Source organism: Micromonospora sp. NBC_00821, from assembly GCF_036347035.1.
Taxonomy (GTDB): Bacteria; Actinomycetota; Actinomycetes; order Mycobacteriales; family Micromonosporaceae; genus Micromonospora; species Micromonospora hortensis.
The window spans coordinates 3,021,305-3,044,433 of record NZ_CP108880.1 but is presented as its reverse complement, the minus strand read 5'-3'; the positions used below and the strand labels follow the sequence as shown (position 1 = coordinate 3,044,433).

Sequence of the window (23,129 nt, the reverse complement as noted above, 5' to 3'; positions counted from 1 at the left end):
CCCCGGGTGAGGGATGACCCAGCTCATCGGCGATGGCGCGGACGGCGGCACGGCTCAGGTCAGCGGCCGTACGCCTCCAGCAGGCGCAGCCAGACCTCGCTGACGGTCGGGTACGCGGGCACGGCGTGCCACAGCCGCTCCAGTGGGACCTCACCGACGATGGCGATCGTCGCGGCGTGGATCAGCTCCGCGACGTCCGGGCCCACGAGGGTGAGGCCGACGATCACCCGCCGGTCCTCGTCCACGACCATCCGGGCCTGCCCCTGGTAGCCGTCGGCGTGCAGCGCGGCCCCGGCGACGGCGGCCAGGTCGTAGTCGACGACCCGGATCCGCAGTCCAGCGGCCTCGGCGGCGGCTGCGGTCAGCCCCACCGACGCGACCTCCGGGTCGGTGAAGACGACCTGCGGCACAGCACGCTCGTCGGCCGTGGCGACGTGCCGACCCCACGGGCGGTCGTCTGCCGCTTCGCCCCGGGCCCGCGCCACGATCACGTCGCCCACCGCGCGAGCCTGGTACTTGCCCTGGTGGGTCAGGAGCACACGCCGGTTGACGTCCCCGGCCGCGTACAGCCATCCGTCGCCGGTCAACCCGCCGGCACCGTCGACCACCCGCAGGGTGTCGTCGACAGTGAGCCAGGCGCCCGGCTTCAGGCCGATCCGGTCGAGGCCGACGTCGTGCGTGTTCGGCGTACGGCCGATCGCGACGAGGATCTCGTCGGCCTCGACCTGTTCGCCGTCGGTGAGCGTGATGTGCACCGTGCCGTCCCCGTCACGGTTCACCGAGGTGACCTCGGCACCGAGATGCACCGACACGCCAGCTTCTCGCAGGGACTGCGTGACCCGCTCGCCGACGAACGGCTCGGCCGCCGTGAGCACTCCGTCGCGCACGAGCACCGTCACCGCCGATCCGAGGCCGGCGTACGCGGTCGCCATCTCCGTGGCCACCACGCCACCACCGATGATGGCGAGCCGGCCGGGAACCTCGCTCGCGGCGGCTGCCTCACGGCTGGTCCACGGTGCCGCCTCGCGCAGACCGGCGATGTCCGGCACCAGTGCGCTACTTCCGGTCGCGATGACGACCGCGTGTCGGGCGGTGAGCGAGGTGGTGACGCCGTTCGCGCCGGTCACCTCGACGATTCGGTCGGCGCCGATCCGCCCCTGGCCCCGATGCAGGGCGATGCCCGCGGAGTTCAGCCAGGACACCTGACCGTCGTCCTTCCAGTGCGAGGCAAAGTCGTCCCGGCGGCGCAGCACGGCCGCCGCGTCCAACTCGCCGGTTACCGCCTCGCGCGCTCCAGGCAGCTGACGAGCCGCCCGGAGCGCGGTCTGACTGCGCAGCAACGCCTTGGTCGGCATGCAGGCCCAGTACGAGCACTCACCACCCACCAGTTCCCGCTCGACGATCGCGGCGGTCAGGCCGCCCTGCACGACGCGGTCGGCGACGTTCTCCCCCACCGGCCCCGCGCCGATGACAATGACGTCGTACGTGGCGTTGTCCACGTCAGTTTCCCTTCGCGGCGCGGCCGAGGCGGATGGCCGCGATGAGGAAGAAGATGGCGCCGGGAATGGCGTAGCCGATCGCGTTGGTCAGTGCCGGGTTGTCCGCGGAGGCGGCCGCGACGAACGACCCACCGGCGAGAACGGAGATGCCACCGCTGATGATCATCGGCCATTGGCCACCCATCGCGCGGCGGCTGACGGCCACGATCAGCTGGACCAGTCCGGCCACGACCGCCCAGGCGCCCCAGACGCGCAGGACCGCAGGAATACCGGACGCGCTGGCGACGCCCAGGCCCACCGCGGCGAGCAGGCTGATCGCGACGTTCACGTACAGCAGGGTGGGCGAGCCGGTGGCCCGCGACGCGCGGACGTCGACGATGGCGGCGGCCACGTCGAACAGCGGGTAAAGCACGAGCAGCGCGGCGGTGAGGGGGTTGAGGTGCGTGGCGAGGGGGAACGTCACGGCAGCCCAGACGATGGCGAAGGCGAAGCGACCGAAGTACAACCGCCGCAGGGCAGCGGCCGTCGTCGAGATGCCGGGAACGGCAAGGGTGGTCATGGTCATCCTCTCGGTGATTCCAGAGCGTGAAGGGCCGCCCAGCGGGGGTGGGGCCGCCGCCGGGAGGGGAAGTGCGGTGCTACTCGATGTTGGAGAACAGCCCCGTGATCTCCACCTGGGCGCCCTGGAGCCCACCGAAGACGGCACCGGCGGCGGGCGTCGCGACTGCGGCAGAGGCGTCCTCGTAGCTGGCGAAGTACAGGTCGAGCGTCCGGTACGCGGGAGTGGGCGTGCCGTCCTCCTTCGGCCACACCTTGGCCGACTCGACCCGCTGAAGCTTCGGGAACGTCTCGGCGGCTCGGCGTACGTCTGCGAAGACCTTCTCGAACTCGTCGGGGTCTGCGGGGTTACCGATGACGAGGGTGATCTTGGTGGGCACGGCGCTCTCCTTCAGGCACAACCGTCCACCCGACTGGCACCAGGTGGAACGAACGTTCTGTCTGTGAGAACCGTACCCGCTCAGTTTGCCGCCGTCAAGACCGACCGTTCTATCTAGAAGTGGCGATTGGCGGGGTGGCGTTCGCTGCTGCCCGGGTAAAGAAGTACCGGGTTCGACATGTCCGTGCGGTGCGTGCCTGTCCGGGCGCTTACGCGACCCAACGGGTGATCGGGGCCACCGACCGCCGCGTCACGCCTCGGAGTCGCGCTCTCCGGACGTCTCCCGACCGATCGGCGAGGCGGAAACCTCCAGCGGCCGGCCCCGCCTTCGCAGCGCGTCCAGGAGCGCGACCAGGGCCAGCGCTCCGGCCACCACGCTCAGCCCGGCCATCGGCGTCCAACGGGCCAACAACGGCGTGAACAGCAGCAGGGCGGCCAAGCCGATGAGCTGGGATCGGGAGGCATGGCCGAAGATCTCGTATTCCAGCCGCATACGGGCGACGAGGAAGAGCATCGGACCGCCCACCACGAACAGCAGCCAACTGGGTCGAGGCTGCCCGAACGGATGATCGATTACCAGTTCGTAGCCGACCGCCGTGACGAGCACGCTGAGCACGATCAGCATATGCGTCCGTTCCGAGACCGCGCCCAGACGGCCGGGCATACCCGCCCGGTCGAACGCCTCCGTCAGCAGCAGACCGGCGCGGTGGAAGTAGATCCGCCAGAGCAGCGCGCTGGTGGCGAACGCGACCGCGAAGGCGGCTGCCCGCTCGGCGGAGTAGTCCGCGCCGCTGAAGACCACGCCGATAACCAGAATCGACTCACCGAGCGCGATGAGGACCATCTGCTGGTAACGGTCCGCGAGATGGGTGCCGGCGATCCGCCACCGACCTACCTTCGAGACCCCGAGCCACGGTAGCGGCCAGCCCAATGTCCAGGCGAGGTAGTCGACAGCCAGGGCGACGACCCACAGCGGCAGGCGGAGGTGATCCGGGCCCAACGCGCCGACCAGCCACAGCGGCGCGCTCGCCAGAGCCCACACGACAAGCCGGAAGGGCACCAGCCGTCGCGGATGGCCACGCAGCGCGACGGCGACCACGAGCGGCCGCACCACCATCACCATCAGGTACGCGACAGCGAACGGCAGCGCTCGCTCCTCCATGGCGCGGGGCAGCGTCACCGCCATGATCAGGCCGGCGAACATGGTGCCGACCACAACGGCCTGGATGATCGGCTGCTCCGGTTCGTACCGGCTGGTGATCCAGGCGGTGTGCGACCAGATCAACCAGAGAGCCAGAAAGAGCAGCAGGGTACGCCCGAACCCCATGACGAGCGTCCACCCGGTGTCATCGCCCAAGCCGGCGAATCGTTGCGAGACCCGGGTGAGGGCCACAACGAAGGCCAGATCGAAGAACAGCTCCAGGAACGTCGCCCGACCCGAACTCCTTGGAGGGCGCAGCAGCTCGGCACCCCGCCCCGCCGCCATCGTCCGCCTCCGTCCGCCCCTGACTACCAACGAGCTGGACGCCAGCGGAGTTGCGACAACGCTCACGTGGTGTCTGGGTGGCACGGTGGCTGTTGTCTCTGACACGCAGATCGTGCGGCTGAGCGAGGGCACGTGCGCCGCCAGACGGGTTGCCTGCTCGATACCCTGCGTCTGTGCTTCGACCTCCACCTCATGACACAAACCGCTCGCAGGGGACCCGGGTGCGCGGTGGATGAGGTGGAGGAGGTGTGGACGCACGCCGAGCTGGATGACCTGACCATCATCTGGAACCGGGCCGCTGACTACGGCGCTGACGGCGAGGCTCCCGACGGCACTCCACCCGGGATCGTGCAGCTGTCGTACCTGCTACGCGTCTACAACTCGGTGATGGGTGGTGGCCTGGGCTTCGCTGTTGAGGTGAACGAGCCCTTCCGGTTGAGACGAGCCGTGGACGCGATGCGGTACTTCGGTTTGGCGCAACTCGCCGAGCTGCTAGCAGACGTCATCGAGCACGACCTGGACGGTGACCACGCCGATTCCCGGGACGACGACCTGGAGACCCTCCTCGGCCCCCGAGGCGAGCCCCTGGCGACTGCGTTCAGAGCCAGAGCTGCTGACAGCCCCGCCGACTTCGGCCTGGAATGACGGCGGCGCGTCTGGCGTGACCGTGACGGGGCGGGCGTTGACCGGTCAGGGCACGAAGGCGGAGGGCAGCCCGAGTTCGGCTCGGGCCACCTCGATGAATCGGCGCTCGGCCTCCCACAGGGCGTCGAACCGATCCGCGGGCAACGCCTGGGCCTCGCTACCCGCTCGTGTGGCCGCCAGGAGCCGGGCCTGGCGCACCAGCTCCGACGAGCCGCTCACCACCTCGACGTTGCCGGCCACCAGCCGAAGCGCGGTCTTGGTGCTCTCCAGTCGCTCCCGGTAGCGGCTGCCCTCGTCGTCGAAGAACGGCATGAGATCACCCGGATCGCGCGGGCGCGGCACCGCGGTGATACGCGCCGCCGGGTTGAGGACGTGGGCCACGTACTCCCGGACGGCGCCGATGAAGTCGGTGTACGCGTTCAGCCGGATGTCTCGCCACTGTCGATCCTGGTCGCGCCGCCACAGCCGATCCTGAGCCCGGACGGTGAGCCACCCACCGATCAGGACGGCCAACATTGTCGTCGTCGCGGTGACACCCGCCTGGATCAGACTCACCGGCACCACCGTTCGCATCGATCGGTGACTCACCCTACCGCCCGTTGTGGCCCTCCCCCGGGAGTCGCGGGACGGCCAGCTACGGAACACGCAGACGTCGGTTGGATATCGATTCGAGCCAATGTATCGTGGGAACGCTCCCAGACCGCGTCCACCACCCACCTGCTCGAGGAGCTGAACATGTCACGACGACGTCGTCGCCCGGCCGCCATGCTGGCCGGGTTGCTCGTTCTGGCCCTGGCTGCGTCTTTGTCGCCACCATCGCCGGTGGCCGGCACCGCCGCGGCCGGCCCATCCAAACCCCGTGCTGTGGCACTCGCTGAGCTGACCGTGGTCTCCGAACGGGTCGCTTTCGGTCTGCAGCGTCCGATCGCGATCACCGGGCTGCCGGACGGCCGGATGCTGATCGCGGAGAAGAACGGCACCGTCCGCGCCTACCACCCCGACACCGGCCTGGCACCCGACCCGGTGATCGACCTGACCGCCCGGATCGACGCGTCGGACAACGAGCGCGGCCTTCTCGGCATCACTCCGGCGCCGAACTTCGCGCGGACCGGCATGCTCTACGTGGCCTACACGAGCCTGCCGGCCGGCGCGCTGACCCTGGCGCGAGTGTCCATCAACGCTCCTGATCGGGTGCAGGTGCTGCTCACCCAGGCGCACGCCGAGTACGGCAACCACAACGGCGGACAGGTGGCCTTCGGCCGCGACGGCTACCTCTACTGGTCCCTCGGCGACGGTGGCTTCGCGAACGACCCGTTCAAGAGCGGCCAGAACCTCGGCACCCTGCTCGGCAAGATCCTGCGAATCGACGTCAACCGCAGCTGCGGGGGAAAGCCCTACTGCGTGCCCTACGACAACCCGTTCGTCCGCACGGCGGGCGCGCGGCCGGAAATCTGGGTCTACGGGCTGCGCAACCCGTGGAAGTTCTCCATCGACCCGGCCGACAACTCGCTGTGGATCGGTGATGTCGGTCAGGGCCTGATCGAGGAGATCAACCACGTCCGCCCGTCGCAGCGTGGCGCGAACCTCGGCTGGTCCTGCCGAGAGGGCACGCCGGTCTTCGACGAGACGCAGTGCCGGCCGGGCGTGCGGCTCACCGACCCGATCGTCGAGTACGACCACTACATGACGGAGAACTGCTCCATCATCGGTGGCCTGGTGTACCGGGGGTCGGTCACCCCGGAGGCGCGGGGCACCTACATCGCTAGCGACTACTGCTCGACCCGCGCTTTCGCCGTGCGTCCCAAGTCCACGGGCGGCTACGAGACCGCCGAGATCGGCACCTTCCCCACCCAGCCGACGGCGTTCGGCGCCGATGTGAACGGCGAGCTGTACGTGCTCAGTGACCTCCCGGGGTGGCTGAGCAAGGTGCGGTTCGAGCGGGTCCAGCCGACCCCCACCGGCGGGGCGGCGATCCGCTGAACCTCGGGTGACACCCGCGCTACCTCTGGGGACGGCCGCGTTCGGCGGCCGTCCCCAGGCTCACTCCGATGCAGGCTCACGCGCCTCTGTTGCAAGCAGGCCGAGCCACTGCTCGGCGTCCCAGGCGTGGAACCGCTCCACCTCCACGAACCCGAGCTTTGCCGCAAGGCGCATCGAGCCGACGTTGGCGGTTTGGGTGGTGAGCACCACCGGATCGCCGGGGAGGACGCCGTCGAGCCAGTCGAGTGCCGCCGCGCACGCCTCGGCGGCGTACCCGAATCCCCACGCCTGTGGCAGGAACAGGTAACCGAGGTCGACCTTCCCCATGGCAGCCGGGCGATGGTGGCCCGTTGCTCTTCTGAGCAGGATCTGGCCGATCATCGCCCCGTCGAGATCAACGACAAAGCTCCCGGGCCACCGCTCGGGCACTCCGGGCATCTCGCGCTCAAGCTCGCCAGGCAGGCGCGGACCACCGAGGTAGGTGTTCACCTTTGGCGACGCCAGCAGCTCGATGAACGCAGCACCGTCCCGGGCCTCGGGCGCACGGAGCACGAGCCTCTCGGTCCTGATCGGAGCAGGCGGCCAATCGACCGCTCCCAGGTCTGCCATGCGCGTCATCGGTCGAGACTGGCACACCTGGGTCAGGGAAACCCGACCCAGCCAGCCGGGTTGTCAATGTCAACAGTCACTCACGCGGCGCGGCCCGAAGGGCACAGCGGCCCCAGCGTCATCCCCTGGTGCGGTATGCGCTCGCGGCCCACGGCCGTTGACGGCGTCCGCGAGGGACGCAGCCAGCGCTCTGCTGTAGGTAACGTGCGGGAAATGACAAGGAGCGAGCGAATCGCGGACCAGTTGGACCGGCACTGGCACAGGAACCTGCGGCCGCGGTTGCACGGTCTCGCCGATGAGGAGTACTTCTGGGAGCCGGTGCGGGGCTGCTGGAGCATCCGCCCACGTGGCACGTCGGCCGCACCGATGTCGGCGGGTTCAGGGGAATGGACGATGGACTTCGCATCCCCTGACCCGGTGCCGGCTCCGGTGACCACGATTGCCTGGCGTCTGGCGCACATCATCGTCTCCTGCCTGGGCTACCGGGTCGGATGGCACTTCGGCGGCCAGGACGTCGACTCCCAGACGTTCGCCTACGCGGGGACCGCCGACGAGGCGCTGAGACAGCTCGACGAGATGTACGGGAGATGGAACGCGGGAGTCCGCGGACTCTCGGACGCCGACCTGGAGAATCCGCCCACTGTGGGTCCCGAACGGTTTCCCATGGAGGGCATCGTCCTGCACGTCAACAGGGAGCTGATCCATCACGGCGCCGAGATCTCCCTGCTGCGCGACCTCTACCGCTGGCAGGACGACACCGCGCCGCGCCGCGTGTGACTTCCGGTATCCGGCGATCGCTTCGGCAACCTGGGTGCGGTTCGCTGGTGGCCCGCCGGCACGGCCTGGTCGTGGTGGTGAACCGCGCGGACCTCCGTCAGACCGGCTCCCCGCCGATGCCGATCTCGTTGCCGTCCGGGTCGCGGAAGGTGGCCTTGCGGACGCCGTTGTCGTAGGTCTCACGCACGGCCGGCTCCAGGCCGCGCTCGACGATCTGGGCGATGCGGGCGTCGAAGTCGCTGACGAAGACGGTGTGCATGGCGTGTCCGGCATGGTCGGGCCGCACCTCGATGAACACGTACCGGTGCTCGGCGAGTTCCCACACCGCCTCGGTGTCGTTCGGTAGGAACGACGGCGGGGCGCCGAGGAGTTGCTCGTACCAGGCCGCCGCGGCGTCGTAGTCGCGAACGGGGATGCCCGCGAACAGATCTACGGTCATGACGCCATGTTAGGGGCTCGACCCCGGAGGATCAGAAAAACGGCAATCGCCCTGGTGCGGCACCCGACCTCACGGAGGTGCCGGCCCTCCGTTCGGCCCGTATCCGCCGGTGGCGCCCGAGCGGGGCGGCATCAGCCCTGACGGCCTCATAAGCTCCACGGGCTCTACTGATCAATCCCACGGAGGAACCCGGTAATGCCCAAGCAACTCGCCCGGCGCTGGCTTGCCGGGATCGCGGTAGTAGGCGCGCTCATCGCCGCCTCCGCCATCCCCGCCTTCGCCGCCCCTGCCGCCAAGGACCTCGACTTCTACGCCAGGGATGTGGTTGTCGCCCCCGACGGCCCTGCAAAAGGATCGAACCTCTTTGCCCGCACCCGCACCAGCACGATGGAGTGGGGCGAATACACAGTCAAGGTGGACCGGAGCAAGGTCGCTGGCTTCGCCGACGTGAGGATCGACGGCAGTACTGACTCCTGCACCGAGTCTGGTGCGATCCTCACCTGCAAGGTGGTGGCAAAGGAGAACGACTATTACACGTACATGACCATGGTCAACCTGGTCGTGCGGGCGAAGAAGAGCGCCACGCCCGACCAGCAGGGCGACATCAAGTTCACCGTCACCGATGGCGACGGCGGTTCGGCCACCTACCACTCGAGCGTCAGCATCGGTGAGGGCGTGGATCTCGCCGGCATCGAGCAGGGGCTCCAGCTGACAGGCGCCCTCGGCGGCACACTCGGCGTCCCGCTCACAGTGACGAACCGCGGCGAGAAGGCCGTCAACAGCGTGGTGCTGTTCTTCGAAGGCGGCTACGGTTTCGGTCCGTCGAAGCGGTACAAGAACTGCGAGTACAGCCCCGCCGACTCCTTCCGCCATGCCTTTGCCTGTCGGTTCCCCAACACCATCGAGCCGGGCGGCGCCGCACGGCTGGACTCCAGCTTCGGTTTCACCGTGCCGGCCGACGACCCGGCCCCGAACGGTCACACGGGCGTGGCGCGCTGGTTCACGCCGGCAGACTGGGAGGAGTCCCAGTCCTTCAACCCAGTGCGACTTGGGCAGCAGGGCACCGAGGGGGAGCTGAGGCTTGAGCCGGTTGGCCCGCACAGCAGGTCGCGGCAGACAGACGTCAACGACCAGAACGGCACGACGGTGATGAGACTCCAGGTCAGCGGTGACCAGGGGGCTGAGGTGGCGGCGCTCGGGACGCCGACGACCGCGACCGGAAGGGTCGGCGCCACGGTGCCGTTGAAGGTCGGCTACATCAACAACGGCCCGGCGTCCGTCAACGTCGACGGAGCCAAGGATCTCCGGGCCCGTACCGTGCTCTCGCTGCCGAGTGGCGTCACGGCCGTACGCGTTCCGATGACCTGCTCGAGCTACGGGGACTGGGTGCCCGGAAAGCTCGGCGCCGAGAAGTACCGCTGCACCGAGCACACACGCCTGGCGCGGGGCGAGAAGATCGAGTACGAGTTCGAGCTGCGCCTCGACGAGGCCGGCACCCGGGCCGCCCAGGTGCGGCTGACCTTCGACGCGGGCGTGGATCCCAACCCAGCCAACGACAGCGCGACGATCACCATCATCGCGAGCGCTGACGGCGGGAGCGAGGATCCCGGTGGGGATGACGGCCAGGGAGGCGGGGACACCGATGGCTCGCTGCCGATCACCGGCGCCAAGGCCGGTCTGACCGCCGGCATCGGTGGCGTACTGCTCGCCGCCGGGGCTGCGGTCTTCGTGGCGGTTCGCCGCCGCAGGACCCGCTTCGTCGCCTGATCTACTCCCCGCACCAACGGTGCCCCGTCGATCTCAGGTCGGCGGGGCACGGGCTCGCCCTCATGACCTGCCGTGACTCCGCACGGTCGTCGCCCTGGCGCGCAAGAGCACTCGGCCCTGAGGTCGCGCGGCCTGCCGCGACATTCAGTAACCTCGGTCCGGGTGGAGGAAGCACGACAGCAGTTGCCTGAACTCGTGCGGGTGCTCGATCGCCGGCACGTGCCCGCATCGGCCGAACACGTGCAGACGGACGTCGGCCAGGTGGTCGAGCAGGGGCTGGGCTGCCGTTTTGAGCGGGGTGACCCGGTCCTCGGCGCCGTGGACGAGCAGCACGGGCGCGCGCACCGCTGCCAGTGTTTGCGCCGAGAGGGTGAGCTCGTCGACCCATCGTGCCCTGGGTGGCGGAAACAACGACGCGAATGCGGCCGCCCCCGCTCGCATCGCGGCCGCACGGGCGTCGACGGCCGAATCGGTCACGAGTGATTGGTCGAGGACGAGGCGACTCAGCATGTCTCGTGCCCCGATCGGGCCGGCGGGGGCGGCCCAGACCGCGTCGAGGTCGGCGGACAGCGGCGCCCCGGGGGCGCCCATCGTCGAGACCGCCACGACACGGGTGACCTGCTCAGGGCGCGCGGCCGCCAACGCCAGCGCCACAGCACCGCCCATCGAGTGACCCACCACGGCGTAGTCCTCGATACCGAGAGCATCCATCAGGCCCGCGGCCTGCTCCGTCCACAGTCGCAGCCCACCCCGGGAGCCCGCCGGGATGGGTGTACGGCCGAACCCCGCCTGGTCGGGAGCGATCAGGTGCCAGGACCCGTCCAGCGCCTGCGCCGTCGTTGCCCAGGCTCCGGACCCGGTCGTGCCGGGTCCGGAGCCGTGCAGCATCAGCACCGCGGGTCCCGTGCCGCTCTCCAGGACGTGGACGGGGCAGCCGTCGACTGCGATGGTCCGAAGTGCGGTCACCAGGGCAGGCCCGGTGTGCTCATGCCGACGCGGGGTCGACGGACTTCGAGAAGAGTTCCATCATCGCCCTGCCGAATTGCGGCATGTCGGGCCACCCCCGGCAGGAGACGAGGTTGCCGTCCACGACGTCGGGAGCGTCGATGACCGTCGCGCCCGCGTTCTCCATGTCACCGGTGATGGGGGGGAAGCACGCCGTCTTCCGACCCTTCAGCAGCCCGTACACCGCTGGAACCTGCGCGCCGTGGCACACCAGCGCGATGGGGAGGTTGCGCGCGAAGAAGTGCTCGGTGATGCGCCTGACGTCGGCGTCGACGCGGATCCACTCGGGGGCACGTCCCCCGGGAATGATGAGGGCGTCGTAGCGCTCGACGTCGACCTGGGACCAGGGCACGTCGACCGGCAGCTTGCGGCCGTTCTTCTCCACGTAGGCGTCGGAGTTGGGGTCGAACTCGTGGATGACCAGTTGCACGTCGCGCATCGTCCGTGACGAGACGTCGACGTCCCAGCCGCCCTCCTGCACTCGGTAGTAGGGATACATGGTGTCGAGCTCCTCGGCGGCGTCGCCGGTCAGGAGCAGCGCTCTGGGCACCTGCTTCTCCTCGCGTATGGGGGCGGGTGAGGTGGATCCAATCCGATCCGATCAGGATTGAGTTAGCATTCCTGGGCCCAGCGCGCCCGTCAAGCCTCTACCGCCATTGCGCCCGCGCCCTCGATCTCGTCGAACAACCGTCGAAAACGCTCGCCGGACCGCAGGATGTGCCGACGCATCGCGTAGGCGGCGGCGTCAGGGTCACGCGCGGCGATCGCGGCCACAACTTCCTCGTGCTCGGCCATGGCCAGGTGAGTGACCTGGGTGTCGTGGTGAAGCCGGAAAAGGTGCACGTGGCTGTGCAGGCGAGCCAGCGCCTCACGGATGACCTGGTTCTCCGCGCTCAGGGCGACGAGATCGTGAAAAGCGGCGTCGCGTAAACCGAAGGCGCCATAGGCCATGAGCCCGTTGCCTCCCTCCAGCTCCGCCATCTCCTCCAACATCCGTCGCAGACCGGCCACCTGCTCCGAGGATGCGCGTTCGGCGGACCTGCGCGCCGCGGCCGGCTCGAGGAGCAGGCGGACCTCGAGCATGTCCTCGAATCGGTGACGGGTGATTTGGGGAGGAATGCGGTAGCCGGCATGGGGTACGCGCACGACCAGGCCCTCGGCCTCCATGCGGTTCAGAGCGTCTCGGATCGGCGTCTGTGAGACCCCCAACTCCCGCGCCAGGACGTCGATCGTGACGCGGGAGCCAGGCTCGATCCGTAGCGACATGAGCTGTTCGAGCAGCGTGTCGTACACCTCGTCGGCAAGCCGGCCGCCAGCTTTTCCCGGCAGCGTTGCGCCCGTCACGGCCCTGCGGCCCCGAGCGATCATCGCGTCGTCGTCCATCGTGACGTGAGGTCCCTTCTTGCACCTTCGGGAATCTGTTGACATCAGTCACAAGGCTGCGACATGCTGACGCCCCAACTCGATCGTATAGGAAAAGTGCCGGATGCTCGCCGTCCGGCACGATCGCGGAACCGCCCGCCATCGCTCCACTTCGATCACCTGGAGCTCCCATGATCATGCTCCACGTCCTGCCCGGTTCGTCACCAGCCCGCAGCTGGCCCGAAGGACTTCTCAACGGCAGGGAGCCCCGGTACACCGCTGCGTACTCGTGACGCCGGCCCGCGGGTCGGCCCCGCGTCAACCCGGCGACACGCCTGAACAACCCAGCAACTGCTCGGCGAAGCACATAGCGAGGTTCTAGAAGTCCCCACCGAGAAAGCAGGCTTAGAGATGCGCCATCCGAAGCGAATAGGAAGAATTTCCACCCCCGGCCGAAAGGTACGGCTGGCGACGGCGGCCATGCTGCTGGTGGCCACGACCATGACGGCTTGCGGCGAGGGCAAGGACGACGGCGAGAAGGCGAGCGCCCCCAAGGCGCCGGCGACCATCCCGGAGCTCACCACGGATCCGCTGACCCTCAGCTTCATCTGGTTCGACTGGCCGCCCGCCAAGGCACTGGAAGCCTTCGCGAACGCGGAGTACAAGAAGGAACGGCCGAACGCGACCGTCAAGGTCAACACTGTGCCGAACGCGAACTGGCACGACGCGATGTTCACCCAGTTCGCGGCGCGCAAGACCGACTTCGACATCGCGATCCTGGACTCGCAACACATCGGCGAGGCCGTGACGAACGGCAACATCCTCGACCTCACCGACTTCGTCAAGGAAAACATCGACGTCGCGGCCTACAACCCGTACCTCCTGGCGGCCTACGGCCAGTTCCCCCAGGCGGAGACCGGCAAACGCGACGAGAACGCCAGCCTGTACGGACTGCCGCTGCTCGGCGACACCTGGACGATGATCTACCGCAAGGACCTGATCGGCGACAAGCCGCCGCAGACCTGGGACCAGATGATCGCAGCCGCCGAGAAGTGCCAGAGGGACAACCCCGGCGTCAGCGGGCTGGCTTTCCACCAGGCCAACGGCTCCGACGCCGCGGCCGTCACCTACAACACTGTCAACGGCGTCTACGGCGGCAACCTCTGGGACTCCAAGACGCGCAAGATCGATGGCGTCATCAACGACGCTGCCGGCCAGGAGGCGATGGACGTCCTGGTCAACAAGATGAAGCCGCTGACCGCCAAGGGCTCCGGCAACTGGTTCATCGACGAGGTGAACGCGGCCGTCGCCCAGGGCAAGGCCTGCATCGCGTTCAACTGGATCGCCGCGAGCGGCGGTCTGCTCGATCCGAAGCAGTCGACGCTCGGCACCACCCGGGAGCAGATCCTCGACAAGCTGGGTTTTGCCACCCTGCCGAGCCAGAAGACGAACCTGGTCCCTCTCGGCGGTATGGGGATGCACGTGTCGGCCTACTCCGCCACGGCAAACCAGACCGAGGCCCTGAACTTCATGAAGTGGTTCGAGCGGGCTGACGTCCAGAAGAAGTGGGCCGCGGCCGGTGGCGTGCCATCGCGGACGGACGCCCTGGAGTCGCCCGAGTTCCTCAATGCCGGGCCGTTCAACCAGGTGTACACCGACTCGGTTCCGCGGATGCGGGACATGTGGAACGTGCCCGAGTACGCACGCCTCGTCGATATCGAGAACACCAACGTGAACGCGGCTCTCAACGGCGCGAAGAAGCCGAAGGATGCGCTCGACGACATCGCCAAGGAGCAGCAGGGCGTGCTCGACTCGAGCAACCGCAAGGGTGGCGGCGGACTGTGAGTGACCCCGTCCCTCTGACGACCGACGATCCCGGGCAGGTGGCGTCCGCAAGGCCGCCTGCCCGGCGTCGGTCCCCTCGGCTGAGCGACCGCGGGCTCGCCGTGGCCTTCATCTCTCCCGCGATGCTGCTGCTGCTCGCCATGTCGGTGTTCCCGTTGCTGTGGGCGTTGTACCTGTCGTTCACCGACTACTCGGCCACCCGCGGGGGGCCCGCCACTGTCATCGGGTTCGGCAACTACACCGCCATCCTGACGTCGGCGCAGGTCCACACGAGGGCCCTGACGACGTTGATCTACGTGGTCGGCGCGGTCGGCCTGCAGACAGTGCTCGGATTCGGCATCGCCTACCTGATCTCACGGCGCACGCACGGGCGAGGAGCGCTGACCACGCTGTTCCTGGTTCCGATGATGCTGTCGCCGGTCGTGGTCGGGCTGTTCTGGCGCTTCATGCTCGACGCGCAGTTCGGCGTGGTCAACAGCATGCTCGGCTCGCTCGGCCTGGGGCAGGTGGAGTGGCTCACCCGGCAGCGGACGGCACTGCTGTCCCTGATCGTGGTCGACACCTGGCAATGGACGCCGTTCATCATGCTCATCGCACTCGCGGGCCTGACCGCGGTACCCAAGTATCTCTACGAGGCCGCCTCGATCGACCGGGCCTCCGAGTGGTTCCGGTTTCGCACCATCACCCTTCCGCTGGTATGGCCGCTGCTTCTCATTGCCGTGATGTTCAGGGCCATCGAGGCATTCCGGCTGTTCGACCTCGTCTACATCCTCACCAACGGCGGCCCGGGTGTCTCCACCGAGACGTTGTCGTTCCACATCTACAAGGTCGCGTTCCTGGGCTTCAACACCGGAACCGCTTCGGCGTACGGAATCCTCATGGTCCTCGTCGTCATCGTCCTCACGCAGTTCTACCTGCGCTACCTGAACAAGCTCAAGGAGGGCTGATGGCCGTCTCCGTCGACGAGGCCGTGTCCACAGGTCCTGCCCGGGACCACACGCCCCCCGCGCGCCGCCTGGGCGGCCGAGGTCGCTCCGTGCTGGAGGTCACGCTGCTGACCGTGCTGGCCGTCGTGATGCTCTTTCCGGTGCTGTGGATGATCGAGACGTCCATCAAGGAGAACCGGGACGTCTACGCCATCCCCGCCAAGTTCTTCGACTTCAAGATCACTCTGGAACATTACAAGGACGTGTTCGTCGACCCCGGCGGCGGTCGCTCAGCCTTGTCCGTCGCGTTCCTCAACTCCGTCGTGGTCGCCGGGGTCTCCACGGTGCTGGCCACCGTGCTGGGGGTCCCGGCGGCCTGGGCCTACTCACGCTTCGCCGTGAAGGCCAAGAAGGACCAACTGTTCTTCATCCTGTCCACGCGCTTCATGCCGCCCGTGGTGGTCGTGGTCCCGATCTTCCTCATGTACCGCCAGGTCGGACTCATCGACAACAAGCTCGGCCTGATTCTCATCTACACCGCGTTCAACGTCCCGTTCACGATCTGGATGATGAAGGGCTTCGTCGACGAGGTGCCCGCGGAGTACGAGGATGCCGCCATGCTCGACGGCTACACCCGTTTGCAGGCGTTCCGGCGATTCACCCTTCCCCTGCTCGTGCCCGGCATCGCCGCGACGGCGGTCTTCGCACTCATCTTCTCGTGGAACGAGTTCGTGTTCGCCACCTTCCTCACCTCCAGCGACGACGTCCGGACGGCCCCACCCGCGATCGCCGGCCTCATCGGCGGCACCACGACGGACTGGGGTCTCGTGGCCGCCGCCTCCGTGGTGTTCGCCCTGCCGGTGCTCGTCTTCGCGTACCTGGTGCGCAAGCACCTCATCGCCGGTGTGACGCTCGGGGCGGTGCGACGCTGATGGCGGGCATCGAGGTGACCGCCCTGCACAAGCGCTACCCGGACGGGACGGTAGCGGTTGAACACGTGGATCTGTCGATCGGCCACGGCGAGCTGTTCGTGATGCTCGGGCCCTCGGGTTGCGGCAAGACGACCACGCTGCGGGCCATAGCCGGCCTGGAGAAGCAGACGACGGGCGACATCCGCATCGGCGACACGCTGGTCAACGACCTGCCGCCCGCCGAGCGCGACATCGCCATGGTGTTCCAGTTCTACGCCCTCTACCCGCATCTGAAGACCCGCGACAACCTGGCGTTCCCGCTGCGGGCAGAGGGACTGCCCAAGCCGGAGGTGCACGAGCGGGTCACCGAGGCCGCCCGGCTGATGCGGCTTGGTCCGCTCCTGGACCGGCGACCCCGCCAGCTGTCCGGCGGGGAGCAGCAGCGCGTCGCGCTCGCTCGCGCCCTGGTGCGACGACCGCGCGCCTTCCTCATGGATGAACCGCTCACCAATCTGGACGCTGAACTGAGGGCGGACATGCGCACCGAGATCAAGCACCTGCAGGGGGAGCTGGGGGCGACGATGGTCTACGTCACCCACGATCAGGTCGAGGCGATGTCGCTCGGTCACCGAATCGCCATCCTCAACAAGGGCCGTGTCGAGCAGATCGGCACGCCGCTGGAGGTCTACGACCGTCCCGCGAGTCTCTTCTGCGCCGCATTCATCGGCTCCCCGCCGATGAACCTGATCGAGGTGGAGGTGGCCGACGGGAAGCTGCGCGGTGAGGGCGGACTGGCCCTCACGCCACCGCCAGGCCTGCCGCGCGACCGTCGCCTGATCGCAGGCGTCCGGCCGGAGGCGCTGGAAGTCACCGCACCAGGGGCGGAACAGTCGGTCCCGGCCCGCGTGGTCTCGGCGGAGTGGCTGGGCGACGAAATCATCTACGTGGTCGACCACGGCGGCCAGCGCGACGTACGGGTTCGGATGCCACCGACTGTCCGTTTCGCCGCTGACGCAACGGTCGGGCTGCGGCACACCGGCGGGAACCCGGCGGTCTACGACGTGAGCACGGAAGAGCTGGTGGCCTGATGGGAACCGTTGCCGCGCGCGGGCTGCGCAAGTCCTTCGGAAAAGTCCAGGCACTCGACGGGGTGACGCTGGACGTGCCGGACGGCTCGTTCTTCGTCGTACTCGGGCCCTCCGGGGCAGGCAAGACGACGACCCTACGAGCGATAGCCGGCCTCGACAAGCTTGACGCCGGGTCGGTGCATCTGGACGGCCGGGACGCGACCGGTGACACCCCGGCCGCCCGCGACCTGGCCATGGTCTTCCAGAGCTACGCCCTCTACCCGCGACACACGGTGTACGAGAACATCGCCTCGCCGCTGCGGGCACGCCGCTGCTCGTCAAGTGAGATCGCCGCCGCCGTGGAGCAGATGTCGAGCCTGCTGCACATCGAACGTCTGCTGCAGCGTCGTCCCGCCCAGTTGTCGGGCGGTGAGATGCAGCGCGTCGCCCTGGCCCGGGCGCTGGTCCGTCGCCCGCGCGCGTTTCTCATGGACGAACCGCTGACGAACCTCGACCTCAAGCTCCGTGTCGAGATGCGCACCGAGCTCACCCGCATCCACCGGAGCCTCGGAGCGACCTTCGTCTACGTGACGAACGACCAGGTCGAAGCCCTGTCCATGGCCGACCAGGTCGCGGTCCTCAAGGAGGGAGAGGTGCAACAGGTCGGAACGCCGACCGAGGTGTACGAGCGTCCCGCCAACCAGTGGGTCGCGGGATTCGTCGGGAGCCCGCCGATCAGCCTGCTCGCCTGCCACGCCGAGGGAGATCGTCTGGTCGGTGCGGCAGGCTGGACGCTACCGCGGCCCCGCTGGACCACGGCCGAGGACGGTCGTGAGCTGCTGCTGGGCCTGCGGGCGGAGGACCTGTCCGTCGAGCAACGTGGGCACGCGTCGTTGTCGGGTGAGCTCTACGGGCTTGAGCCACTCGGTGACCGAACGGTGGTCGACGTCCGAGTGGGGACGGAGATCCTCAAGGTCAAGGCACGACCCACCGTCACCGGTACGCCGGGCGAACGGCTGCTCGTCACTGTCGACCTGGATCGGGCGCACCTGTTCGATGCGGGCACCGGGCTGTCGCTGTCCGAGGCGGGGCGGTAACGGCATCCGGCGGCGACGGCGACATGCGCCCGCACCCGGTGGTCGAGCCGCTGTGGACCCTCACCAGCGAGCACGGCCTGACGACGCTGGGACGACAGTGGCCCGCGAAGGCGATCGGCGGCGCGGGCTTCGCCCCGCCCAGCAACCTCTCCCCCGACGAGGGCGTGTGACCCGTCCGTCTACGCACACAGCGCGATCGCTAAAGGCACGCCGGACATCACGAAGAAGATCACAGGAGGCGACGCGATGAGTGACCCGATGAACGTGCTGGCCCCCGAGCACCGGCGGCTGCGGATCGGCGACGCCTGGCGCGACGCCGCGAGCGGAGCAACCTTTGCCGTCGAGGACCCGGCCACCGGCAAGACCATCGCCGAGGTGGCGGACGCCGACGTCGTTGACGGGCTCGCCGCAGTGGACGCGGCGAGCACGGCGATGGCGGAGTGGGCGGCGACCCCGCCGCGGAAACGGTCAGAGTTGTTGACCGCGACGTACCGGGCACTGACCGAGCGATCCGAGGATGTTGCCCGACTCATCACGCTCGAGATGGGCAAGCCGCTCGCCGAGGCTCGTGGAGAGGTGGCCTACGGCGCCGAGTTCTTCCGTTGGTTCGCCGAGGAGGCGGTCCGCGTCGAGGGTCGCTACAGCACCGCTCCCTCAGGTGGATACCGCATCCTCACCGTGCCGAAGCCGGTCGGACCGTGCGTCTTCGTGACGCCCTGGAACTTCCCGTTGGCCATGGGTGCCCGCAAGATCGCTCCTGCGCTGGCCGCGGGCTGCACGACGATCACCAAGCCAGCAGGCCAGACGCCACTCACCATGCTGTTCCTGGCCCGCATCATGGAGGAGGTCGGCGTTCCCCCGGGCGTCGTCAACGTGGTGACCACCAAGCGTTCCGGCGAGGTGGTCTCCGCACTGCTGGCCGACAGTCGGACCCGCAAGCTCTCGTTCACCGGGTCGACCGAGGTCGGGCGCGTACTGCTTCGACAGGCTGCGGACAACGTGCTGCGCACGTCCATGGAACTGGGCGGCAACGCGGCCCTGATCGTGTGTGCCGACGCTGACCTCGACGTCGCGCTCGACGGTGCCATGGTGGCCAAGATGCGCAACATCGGGGAATCCTGCATCGCCGCCAACCGGATCTACGTCGAGGAGCCGATACGCGAGGAGTTCGCGGCGCGCTTCGCCGAGCGGATGGGCGCGCTTTCGGTGGGCCATGGTCTCGACGACGGCGTGAACGTCGGGGCGTTGATCGACGAGGCCTCGGTCACCAAGATCGACGAACTCGTCGCCGATGCGGTCGATCGCGGCGCCCGGGTCCTGGTGGGCGGCGAACGTCCGGATGGGCCGGGCCACTTCTACCCGCCCACGGTCCTCGTCGACGTGCCCGACGACGCGCGGATGCTGAAGGCGGAGATCTTCGGCCCGGTGGCGCCGATCATCTCGTTCACGTCCGACGACGAGGTGATGGCGAAGGCCAACGACACCGAGCACGGCCTGGCCGGATACGTCTTCACCCGTGACCTCCAGCGGGCGCTCCGGTTCACCGAAGGCCTGGACACGGGGATGCTCGGCATCAACCGTGGCCTGATATCGGACCCGTCAGCTCCGTTCGGCGGCGTGAAGCAGTCCGGGATCGGCAAGGAGGGGTCGCACGAGGGCATCCTCGAATACCTCGACCTCACCTACGTGGCGATCGACCTCCCGTGACCGGCCTGCCGCTCCGGGCGCCCGCCGCGCGCGCCTGCGCCACCCGGGCCGCCAACCTCGCCGACGCCGTCCCGGTCTCGCAGGTGACCTGGACGTCCGCCCCGCTCATCGCCGCCGACGTTCCGGAGAGGCACCGACATGCTTGAGACCGTCCGCGGACCACGCCAGCTGATAGTGGGCGAAGGGGTCGCACAGAACATCCCACGAGTGGTTGCCGAAAGCGGCTCGCGAGTCCTCATCGTGACCGACCAGATTCTTCTGGGGCAGCCGGGCGTGGCCGAGATCGTGGCCGCCGTGCGGGAGAAGGTCACTGTCGTCGAGGTGTTCGCCGACGCGACTCCGGACGTACCACTCTCCGACGTCGCGGTGGCCGTCTCGGCCGCCGCCGAGGTGGACGCCGACGTGATCCTCGCCATCGGGGGTGGCACGGTGATCGACCTCGCCAAGATCGTCGGCGTCATTCGCCGCCACGGTGGAAGCCCCCGCGATTTCTACGGCGAATCGAGAGTGCCGGGACCGACGATTCCTCTCGTCGCGGTCCCGACGACGTCAGGCACCGGCTCCGAGCTGACACCCGTCTCGGTGTTGACCGACCCGGACCGCGAGCTGAAGGTGGGGGTTTCCAGCGTCCACATCGTGCCCGACTTCGCCATCGTCGACCCCGAACTCACCTACACCTGCCCGGCGACCGTCACCGCCCACTCCGGCATCGACGCCTTCTGTCACGCCGTGGAGAGCTACACCGCGCGACCCCGGGCCCACGGACCGCGCGACCCGGTGGAGCAGGTGTTCCTCGGCCGCAACCCGATCACCGACCACTACGCGCTCCGCGCCGCGGAGCGAATCGCCCGTAGCTTGCGCCGTGCTGTCACTGACGGAGGCGACACGGACGCGCGCGCTGACATGTCCTACGGGTCCATGCTCGCCGGGCTCGCCTTCTCCCACGCGGGCAACGCGGCCCCGCACGCTCTCCAATACCCCATCGGCGCAGCCACGCACACGCCGCACGGCGTGGGCGTCGGGCTGCTCCTGCCCTACGCGCTGGACGCGGCCAGGGATGCGATCAGCGACCGGCTGGCCATCCTCGCCCGGGTGTGCGGGCTCGACGTGACCGACGCCTCCGACGCCGAGGCCGCAGACACGTTCCTCACCTGGCTCGATGAGCTCCTTGCCGACATCGGCATCCCTCGCACCCTGGCGGACATCGGCGTGGCACGCGCCGACCTCCCGCGCTTCGCGGAGATGGCCAGTGGCGTCACCCGCCTGATCCAGAACCATCCGGGCCCGACCGACACCGCCAGCCTGGCCGCGATCCTCGAAGCGGCCTGGACCGGGGACCGGACCCGACACGCCCTGACTCCAAGCAGAGACAGCTCCTCCACATGACGACGAGTTCCCTGCCCCACTCTGGGTGTCGGAATGCTCGGCCACGCCATCGCGCCCGACGTCGCAACCCTCCTCGGGTGAAGCCTTCCCGGCAATCCAGCCTAGGGATGCTGGATCATGTCCCGGTCTTGGGAACCCATGCAGGAGGCCATGCCGGCGGCGGTAGCGTTCCGCCACCTACACCAAGATCGTTCCGGGCGCATTCGTAGTACTTGTCGCGGTACTTCTCCATCTCCCGAATCGCCGGCAGCCACTGCTCGGCATCCGTCAACCGACCACGTGCGTACCAATCGAGACGGTGGACAGCTTGATGCCAATCACGTGCAGCAGCAACAACCTCCGGGCTGCCCAATAGCAGCATCGATTCCCACCGCGCTCCACGATCGTCCTCCGCCGCGGCCAAGAGCGGGAGCCCCTCTTCCGGGGTCAGGTGGGCCGCGGAGTGGTCGAACCCTCGCGCTGCCGCGATGCGACACGACAGGTAGGCCCACCGCTTGACGGAGCCGCCATATTCGGCATACACCCGCATGCGGCTCTCGTCCCAACGGACCCGCTGGCTGCGCCGCCATCGTGCTCGCTCCCCCGCGCTGCTGACAAGGTAAGAGGCGAGGGCTCCCACGATCACGCCGACTAGCGCTGGAAGCTGCTGGGCAAGGACAACCATCGACCATCCAAACCTGCCGCGGACCCGCAAGACCCGCCACGATCGTCACTCAACCTCTGCCGCACATCCGCCGCCAACGATCGCAGACGCGCGCAAGGCATACCCCCGAGGCGAGGGGGTGGATGTCCACCGGCACCACGGTAAGACCACTGCGGACACGCCGGCACGATCGTGACCGAGAGCGTCCACCGGCACCAACTACGGCCGGGTGCTCCTGGGCGGCTCGGTCGCCGGCCGATAGCGCCCTCCGCCGGCAAGCGTCGACCGGCATGGCTGCAAAGAAGCTGCACGGCGGCGCGCTGCCGTTGGGGGGACTGCCGCATCATTGACTGATGAGCGACTCCAGGATGCAGGTGCGAGCACGGGTGCGGCACGAGCCTGACCGCTCATACGCCGTACTGGTCGAGGGTCCGGACGGCGAGGTGGAGGTAGGCCGCACGGGTAAGACAGCAGATCTCTGGGCACTGGCCCAGGCCGGTGCAGCTCGCCTATTCGGTGAAAGCCTCGGCGCGGACAACCTCACCCTGCACGTCCCCCAGCCGCCCTACGGCCAGGACGGGCAGTGGGTTCGCATCGTCTTCGTGGAGGATTCGGATGACCCCTCCGAGAGCGCCGACATCGGTGTCCTGGCGCAGGCGCGCTGGTTCGGCCACGAAGGCGCCTGGTTCGTAACAGTCACCGGTACCGGTACCAGCATCGTTCCGAGCGAGCACCTGGACTTCGAACCAGTTGTCACTGATGAACAAGTAGCGGCGTTCCACACCTACATCACCGCTGCGGCCGCAGGCTGAGGCCGTGCCGCCCGTCCACCGCTGACCCACACACCGTGGAGCGGGCCTGCCCTGCGGTGACAGGCTGGAGCGCCCCTACCGGACGAATGCGCTTGTCACCGCAGGCAGGTCTGCTCTGCTGCTGCCTGGTCGAGGGTCGACGGGATGGCCACCCATCCCCGCAGCCTGAGCGCCCCGGCGGAGGCAGCCGGGGAATACGCCCCTGTGGGCGAGGACGCCGCGCCGGCCG

Annotated in this window: 25 protein-coding genes; 14 read left to right on the top strand and 11 right to left on the bottom strand. The window is 68.5% G+C overall.

Going from position 1 to position 23,129, the window contains the following annotated elements; all coding sequences use genetic code 11:
• Nucleotides 1-59 precede the first annotated feature (59 nt).
• From OHB44_RS13825 to OHB44_RS13810, 4 genes are all read right to left on the bottom strand, one after another.
• Entirely contained in the window at nucleotides 60-1,499 is a 1,440-nt protein-coding gene (locus tag OHB44_RS13825; protein ID WP_330440929.1) for a dihydrolipoyl dehydrogenase family protein, read from the bottom strand.
• Between the two features lies 1 nt (nucleotide 1,500).
• On the bottom strand, nucleotides 1,501-2,058 hold the full coding sequence (locus tag OHB44_RS13820; RefSeq protein WP_238685060.1) for a hypothetical protein: 558 nt from the start codon (nucleotides 2,056-2,058) through the stop codon (nucleotides 1,501-1,503).
• A 79-nt stretch (nucleotides 2,059-2,137) separates the two neighbouring features.
• Complete coding sequence (locus tag OHB44_RS13815; RefSeq protein ID WP_238685061.1) at nucleotides 2,138-2,437, bottom strand: hypothetical protein; 300 nt, start codon at nucleotides 2,435-2,437, stop codon at nucleotides 2,138-2,140.
• Between the two features lie 249 nt (nucleotides 2,438-2,686).
• Entirely contained in the window at nucleotides 2,687-3,922 is a 1,236-nt protein-coding gene (locus OHB44_RS13810; RefSeq protein ID WP_238685062.1) for a low temperature requirement protein A, read from the bottom strand.
• 228 nt (nucleotides 3,923-4,150) lie between these two features.
• Here OHB44_RS13810 and OHB44_RS13805 point away from each other — a divergent pair, with 228 nt between their 5' ends.
• The gene (locus OHB44_RS13805) at nucleotides 4,151-4,567 is read left to right on the top strand and encodes a hypothetical protein (RefSeq protein WP_238685063.1); all 417 of its coding nucleotides are present in this window, start codon (nucleotides 4,151-4,153) and stop codon (nucleotides 4,565-4,567) included.
• Between the two features lie 45 nt (nucleotides 4,568-4,612).
• Here the strand turns inward: OHB44_RS13805 and OHB44_RS13800 are convergent, their stop codons facing one another.
• Nucleotides 4,613-5,122, bottom strand: coding sequence for a hypothetical protein (locus OHB44_RS13800; protein WP_238685064.1), 510 nt, complete (start codon nucleotides 5,120-5,122; stop codon nucleotides 4,613-4,615).
• Nucleotides 5,123-5,302: 180 nt separating this feature from the next.
• Here OHB44_RS13800 and OHB44_RS13795 point away from each other — a divergent pair, with 180 nt between their 5' ends.
• Entirely contained in the window at nucleotides 5,303-6,547 is a 1,245-nt protein-coding gene (locus OHB44_RS13795; protein WP_266302911.1) for a PQQ-dependent sugar dehydrogenase, read from the top strand.
• Between the two features lie 60 nt (nucleotides 6,548-6,607).
• On the opposite strand, the gene OHB44_RS13790 is transcribed toward OHB44_RS13795, so the two are convergent.
• Nucleotides 6,608-7,165 carry a GNAT family N-acetyltransferase gene (locus tag OHB44_RS13790; protein ID WP_330440928.1) on the bottom strand — a complete coding sequence of 186 codons (558 nt, stop codon included), beginning with the start codon at nucleotides 7,163-7,165 and terminating at the stop codon, nucleotides 6,608-6,610.
• Nucleotides 7,166-7,369: 204 nt separating this feature from the next.
• On the opposite strand from OHB44_RS13790, the gene OHB44_RS13785 reads away from it, so the two are divergent.
• Nucleotides 7,370-7,933 (top strand): DinB family protein, encoded by a 564-nt coding sequence (locus OHB44_RS13785; RefSeq protein WP_266302913.1) that lies wholly within the window; start codon nucleotides 7,370-7,372, stop codon nucleotides 7,931-7,933.
• Between the two features lie 97 nt (nucleotides 7,934-8,030).
• On the opposite strand, the gene OHB44_RS13780 is transcribed toward OHB44_RS13785, so the two are convergent.
• Nucleotides 8,031-8,372 (bottom strand): VOC family protein, encoded by a 342-nt coding sequence (locus OHB44_RS13780; protein WP_238685067.1) that lies wholly within the window; start codon nucleotides 8,370-8,372, stop codon nucleotides 8,031-8,033.
• Between the two features lie 195 nt (nucleotides 8,373-8,567).
• Between OHB44_RS13780 and OHB44_RS13775 the strand changes: the two genes are divergently transcribed.
• The gene (locus OHB44_RS13775) at nucleotides 8,568-10,139 is read left to right on the top strand and encodes an LPXTG cell wall anchor domain-containing protein (protein WP_330440927.1); all 1,572 of its coding nucleotides are present in this window, start codon (nucleotides 8,568-8,570) and stop codon (nucleotides 10,137-10,139) included.
• A gap of 144 nt (nucleotides 10,140-10,283) precedes the next feature.
• Here the strand turns inward: OHB44_RS13775 and OHB44_RS13770 are convergent, their stop codons facing one another.
• The 3 genes from OHB44_RS13770 to OHB44_RS13760 form a co-directional block, all read right to left on the bottom strand.
• On the bottom strand, nucleotides 10,284-11,105 hold the full coding sequence (locus tag OHB44_RS13770) for an alpha/beta fold hydrolase (protein WP_330440926.1): 822 nt from the start codon (nucleotides 11,103-11,105) through the stop codon (nucleotides 10,284-10,286).
• 19 nt (nucleotides 11,106-11,124) lie between these two features.
• Entirely contained in the window at nucleotides 11,125-11,694 is a 570-nt protein-coding gene (locus OHB44_RS13765) for a DJ-1/PfpI family protein (protein ID WP_266302916.1), read from the bottom strand.
• An 89-nt stretch (nucleotides 11,695-11,783) separates the two neighbouring features.
• Nucleotides 11,784-12,527, bottom strand: a complete 744-nt coding sequence (locus OHB44_RS13760; RefSeq protein WP_238685070.1) for a GntR family transcriptional regulator — start codon at nucleotides 12,525-12,527, stop codon at nucleotides 11,784-11,786.
• Between the two features lie 459 nt (nucleotides 12,528-12,986).
• On the opposite strand from OHB44_RS13760, the gene OHB44_RS13755 reads away from it, so the two are divergent.
• From OHB44_RS13755 to OHB44_RS13715, 9 genes are all read left to right on the top strand, one after another.
• The gene (locus OHB44_RS13755) at nucleotides 12,987-14,351 is read left to right on the top strand and encodes an extracellular solute-binding protein (protein ID WP_238685071.1); all 1,365 of its coding nucleotides are present in this window, start codon (nucleotides 12,987-12,989) and stop codon (nucleotides 14,349-14,351) included.
• Nucleotides 14,352-14,452: 101 nt separating this feature from the next.
• Nucleotides 14,453-15,298: a carbohydrate ABC transporter permease gene (locus tag OHB44_RS13750; RefSeq protein ID WP_238685072.1), complete on the top strand. Its 846-nt coding sequence runs from the start codon at nucleotides 14,453-14,455 to the stop codon at nucleotides 15,296-15,298.
• On the top strand, nucleotides 15,298-16,209 hold the full coding sequence (locus tag OHB44_RS13745) for a carbohydrate ABC transporter permease (protein WP_266302918.1): 912 nt from the start codon (nucleotides 15,298-15,300) through the stop codon (nucleotides 16,207-16,209). Before OHB44_RS13750 ends, OHB44_RS13745 begins: the two co-directional genes overlap by 1 nt.
• On the top strand, nucleotides 16,209-17,276 hold the full coding sequence (locus OHB44_RS13740) for an ABC transporter ATP-binding protein (protein WP_266302919.1): 1,068 nt from the start codon (nucleotides 16,209-16,211) through the stop codon (nucleotides 17,274-17,276). The genes OHB44_RS13745 and OHB44_RS13740 overlap by 1 nt, the downstream gene beginning before the upstream one ends.
• On the top strand, nucleotides 17,276-18,352 hold the full coding sequence (locus tag OHB44_RS13735; RefSeq protein WP_238685075.1) for an ABC transporter ATP-binding protein: 1,077 nt from the start codon (nucleotides 17,276-17,278) through the stop codon (nucleotides 18,350-18,352). The genes OHB44_RS13740 and OHB44_RS13735 overlap by 1 nt, the downstream gene beginning before the upstream one ends.
• A 23-nt stretch (nucleotides 18,353-18,375) precedes the next feature.
• The gene (locus OHB44_RS13730) at nucleotides 18,376-18,522 is read left to right on the top strand and encodes a hypothetical protein (protein WP_330440925.1); all 147 of its coding nucleotides are present in this window, start codon (nucleotides 18,376-18,378) and stop codon (nucleotides 18,520-18,522) included.
• A gap of 76 nt (nucleotides 18,523-18,598) precedes the next feature.
• Nucleotides 18,599-20,059, top strand: a complete 1,461-nt coding sequence (locus OHB44_RS13725; protein WP_238685076.1) for an NAD-dependent succinate-semialdehyde dehydrogenase — start codon at nucleotides 18,599-18,601, stop codon at nucleotides 20,057-20,059.
• A complete protein-coding gene (locus tag OHB44_RS13720; protein WP_238685077.1) occupies nucleotides 20,056-20,205 on the top strand; it encodes a hypothetical protein in 150 nt (49 codons plus the stop codon). Before OHB44_RS13725 ends, OHB44_RS13720 begins: the two co-directional genes overlap by 4 nt.
• Nucleotides 20,198-21,445 carry an iron-containing alcohol dehydrogenase gene (locus OHB44_RS13715; RefSeq protein ID WP_238685078.1) on the top strand — a complete coding sequence of 416 codons (1,248 nt, stop codon included), beginning with the start codon at nucleotides 20,198-20,200 and terminating at the stop codon, nucleotides 21,443-21,445. Before OHB44_RS13720 ends, OHB44_RS13715 begins: the two co-directional genes overlap by 8 nt.
• A gap of 115 nt (nucleotides 21,446-21,560) precedes the next feature.
• On the opposite strand, the gene OHB44_RS13710 is transcribed toward OHB44_RS13715, so the two are convergent.
• On the bottom strand, nucleotides 21,561-21,974 hold the full coding sequence (locus OHB44_RS13710; protein ID WP_330440924.1) for a hypothetical protein: 414 nt from the start codon (nucleotides 21,972-21,974) through the stop codon (nucleotides 21,561-21,563).
• Between the two features lie 467 nt (nucleotides 21,975-22,441).
• Between OHB44_RS13710 and OHB44_RS13705 the strand changes: the two genes are divergently transcribed.
• A complete protein-coding gene (locus tag OHB44_RS13705) occupies nucleotides 22,442-22,900 on the top strand; it encodes a hypothetical protein (protein ID WP_330440923.1) in 459 nt (152 codons plus the stop codon).
• The last annotated feature ends 229 nt before the right edge of the window (nucleotides 22,901-23,129 follow it).

Coding starts and splice junctions, on each gene's coding strand:
- OHB44_RS13775 (WP_330440927.1), top strand. CDS start 8,568: ATGCCCAAGCAACTCGCCCGGCGCTGGCTTGCCGGGATCGCGGTAGTA.
- OHB44_RS13725 (WP_238685076.1), top strand. CDS start 18,599: ATGAGTGACCCGATGAACGTGCTGGCCCCCGAGCACCGGCGGCTGCGG.
- OHB44_RS13705 (WP_330440923.1), top strand. CDS start 22,442: ATGAGCGACTCCAGGATGCAGGTGCGAGCACGGGTGCGGCACGAGCCT.
- OHB44_RS13820 (WP_238685060.1), bottom strand. CDS start 2,058: ATGACCACCCTTGCCGTTCCCGGCATCTCGACGACGGCCGCTGCCCTG.
- OHB44_RS13730 (WP_330440925.1), top strand. CDS start 18,376: ATGCGCCCGCACCCGGTGGTCGAGCCGCTGTGGACCCTCACCAGCGAG.
- OHB44_RS13745 (WP_266302918.1), top strand. CDS start 15,298: ATGGCCGTCTCCGTCGACGAGGCCGTGTCCACAGGTCCTGCCCGGGAC.
- OHB44_RS13735 (WP_238685075.1), top strand. CDS start 17,276: ATGGGAACCGTTGCCGCGCGCGGGCTGCGCAAGTCCTTCGGAAAAGTC.
- OHB44_RS13780 (WP_238685067.1), bottom strand. CDS start 8,372: ATGACCGTAGATCTGTTCGCGGGCATCCCCGTTCGCGACTACGACGCC.
- OHB44_RS13740 (WP_266302919.1), top strand. CDS start 16,209: ATGGCGGGCATCGAGGTGACCGCCCTGCACAAGCGCTACCCGGACGGG.
- OHB44_RS13710 (WP_330440924.1), bottom strand. CDS start 21,974: ATGCGGGTGTATGCCGAATATGGCGGCTCCGTCAAGCGGTGGGCCTAC.
- OHB44_RS13755 (WP_238685071.1), top strand. CDS start 12,987: ATGCTGCTGGTGGCCACGACCATGACGGCTTGCGGCGAGGGCAAGGAC.
- OHB44_RS13795 (WP_266302911.1), top strand. CDS start 5,303: ATGTCACGACGACGTCGTCGCCCGGCCGCCATGCTGGCCGGGTTGCTC.
- OHB44_RS13790 (WP_330440928.1), bottom strand. CDS start 7,165: ATGACGCGCATGGCAGACCTGGGAGCGGTCGATTGGCCGCCTGCTCCG.
- OHB44_RS13760 (WP_238685070.1), bottom strand. CDS start 12,527: ATGGACGACGACGCGATGATCGCTCGGGGCCGCAGGGCCGTGACGGGC.
- OHB44_RS13785 (WP_266302913.1), top strand. CDS start 7,370: ATGACAAGGAGCGAGCGAATCGCGGACCAGTTGGACCGGCACTGGCAC.
- OHB44_RS13810 (WP_238685062.1), bottom strand. CDS start 3,922: ATGGCGGCGGGGCGGGGTGCCGAGCTGCTGCGCCCTCCAAGGAGTTCG.
- OHB44_RS13715 (WP_238685078.1), top strand. CDS start 20,198: ATGCTTGAGACCGTCCGCGGACCACGCCAGCTGATAGTGGGCGAAGGG.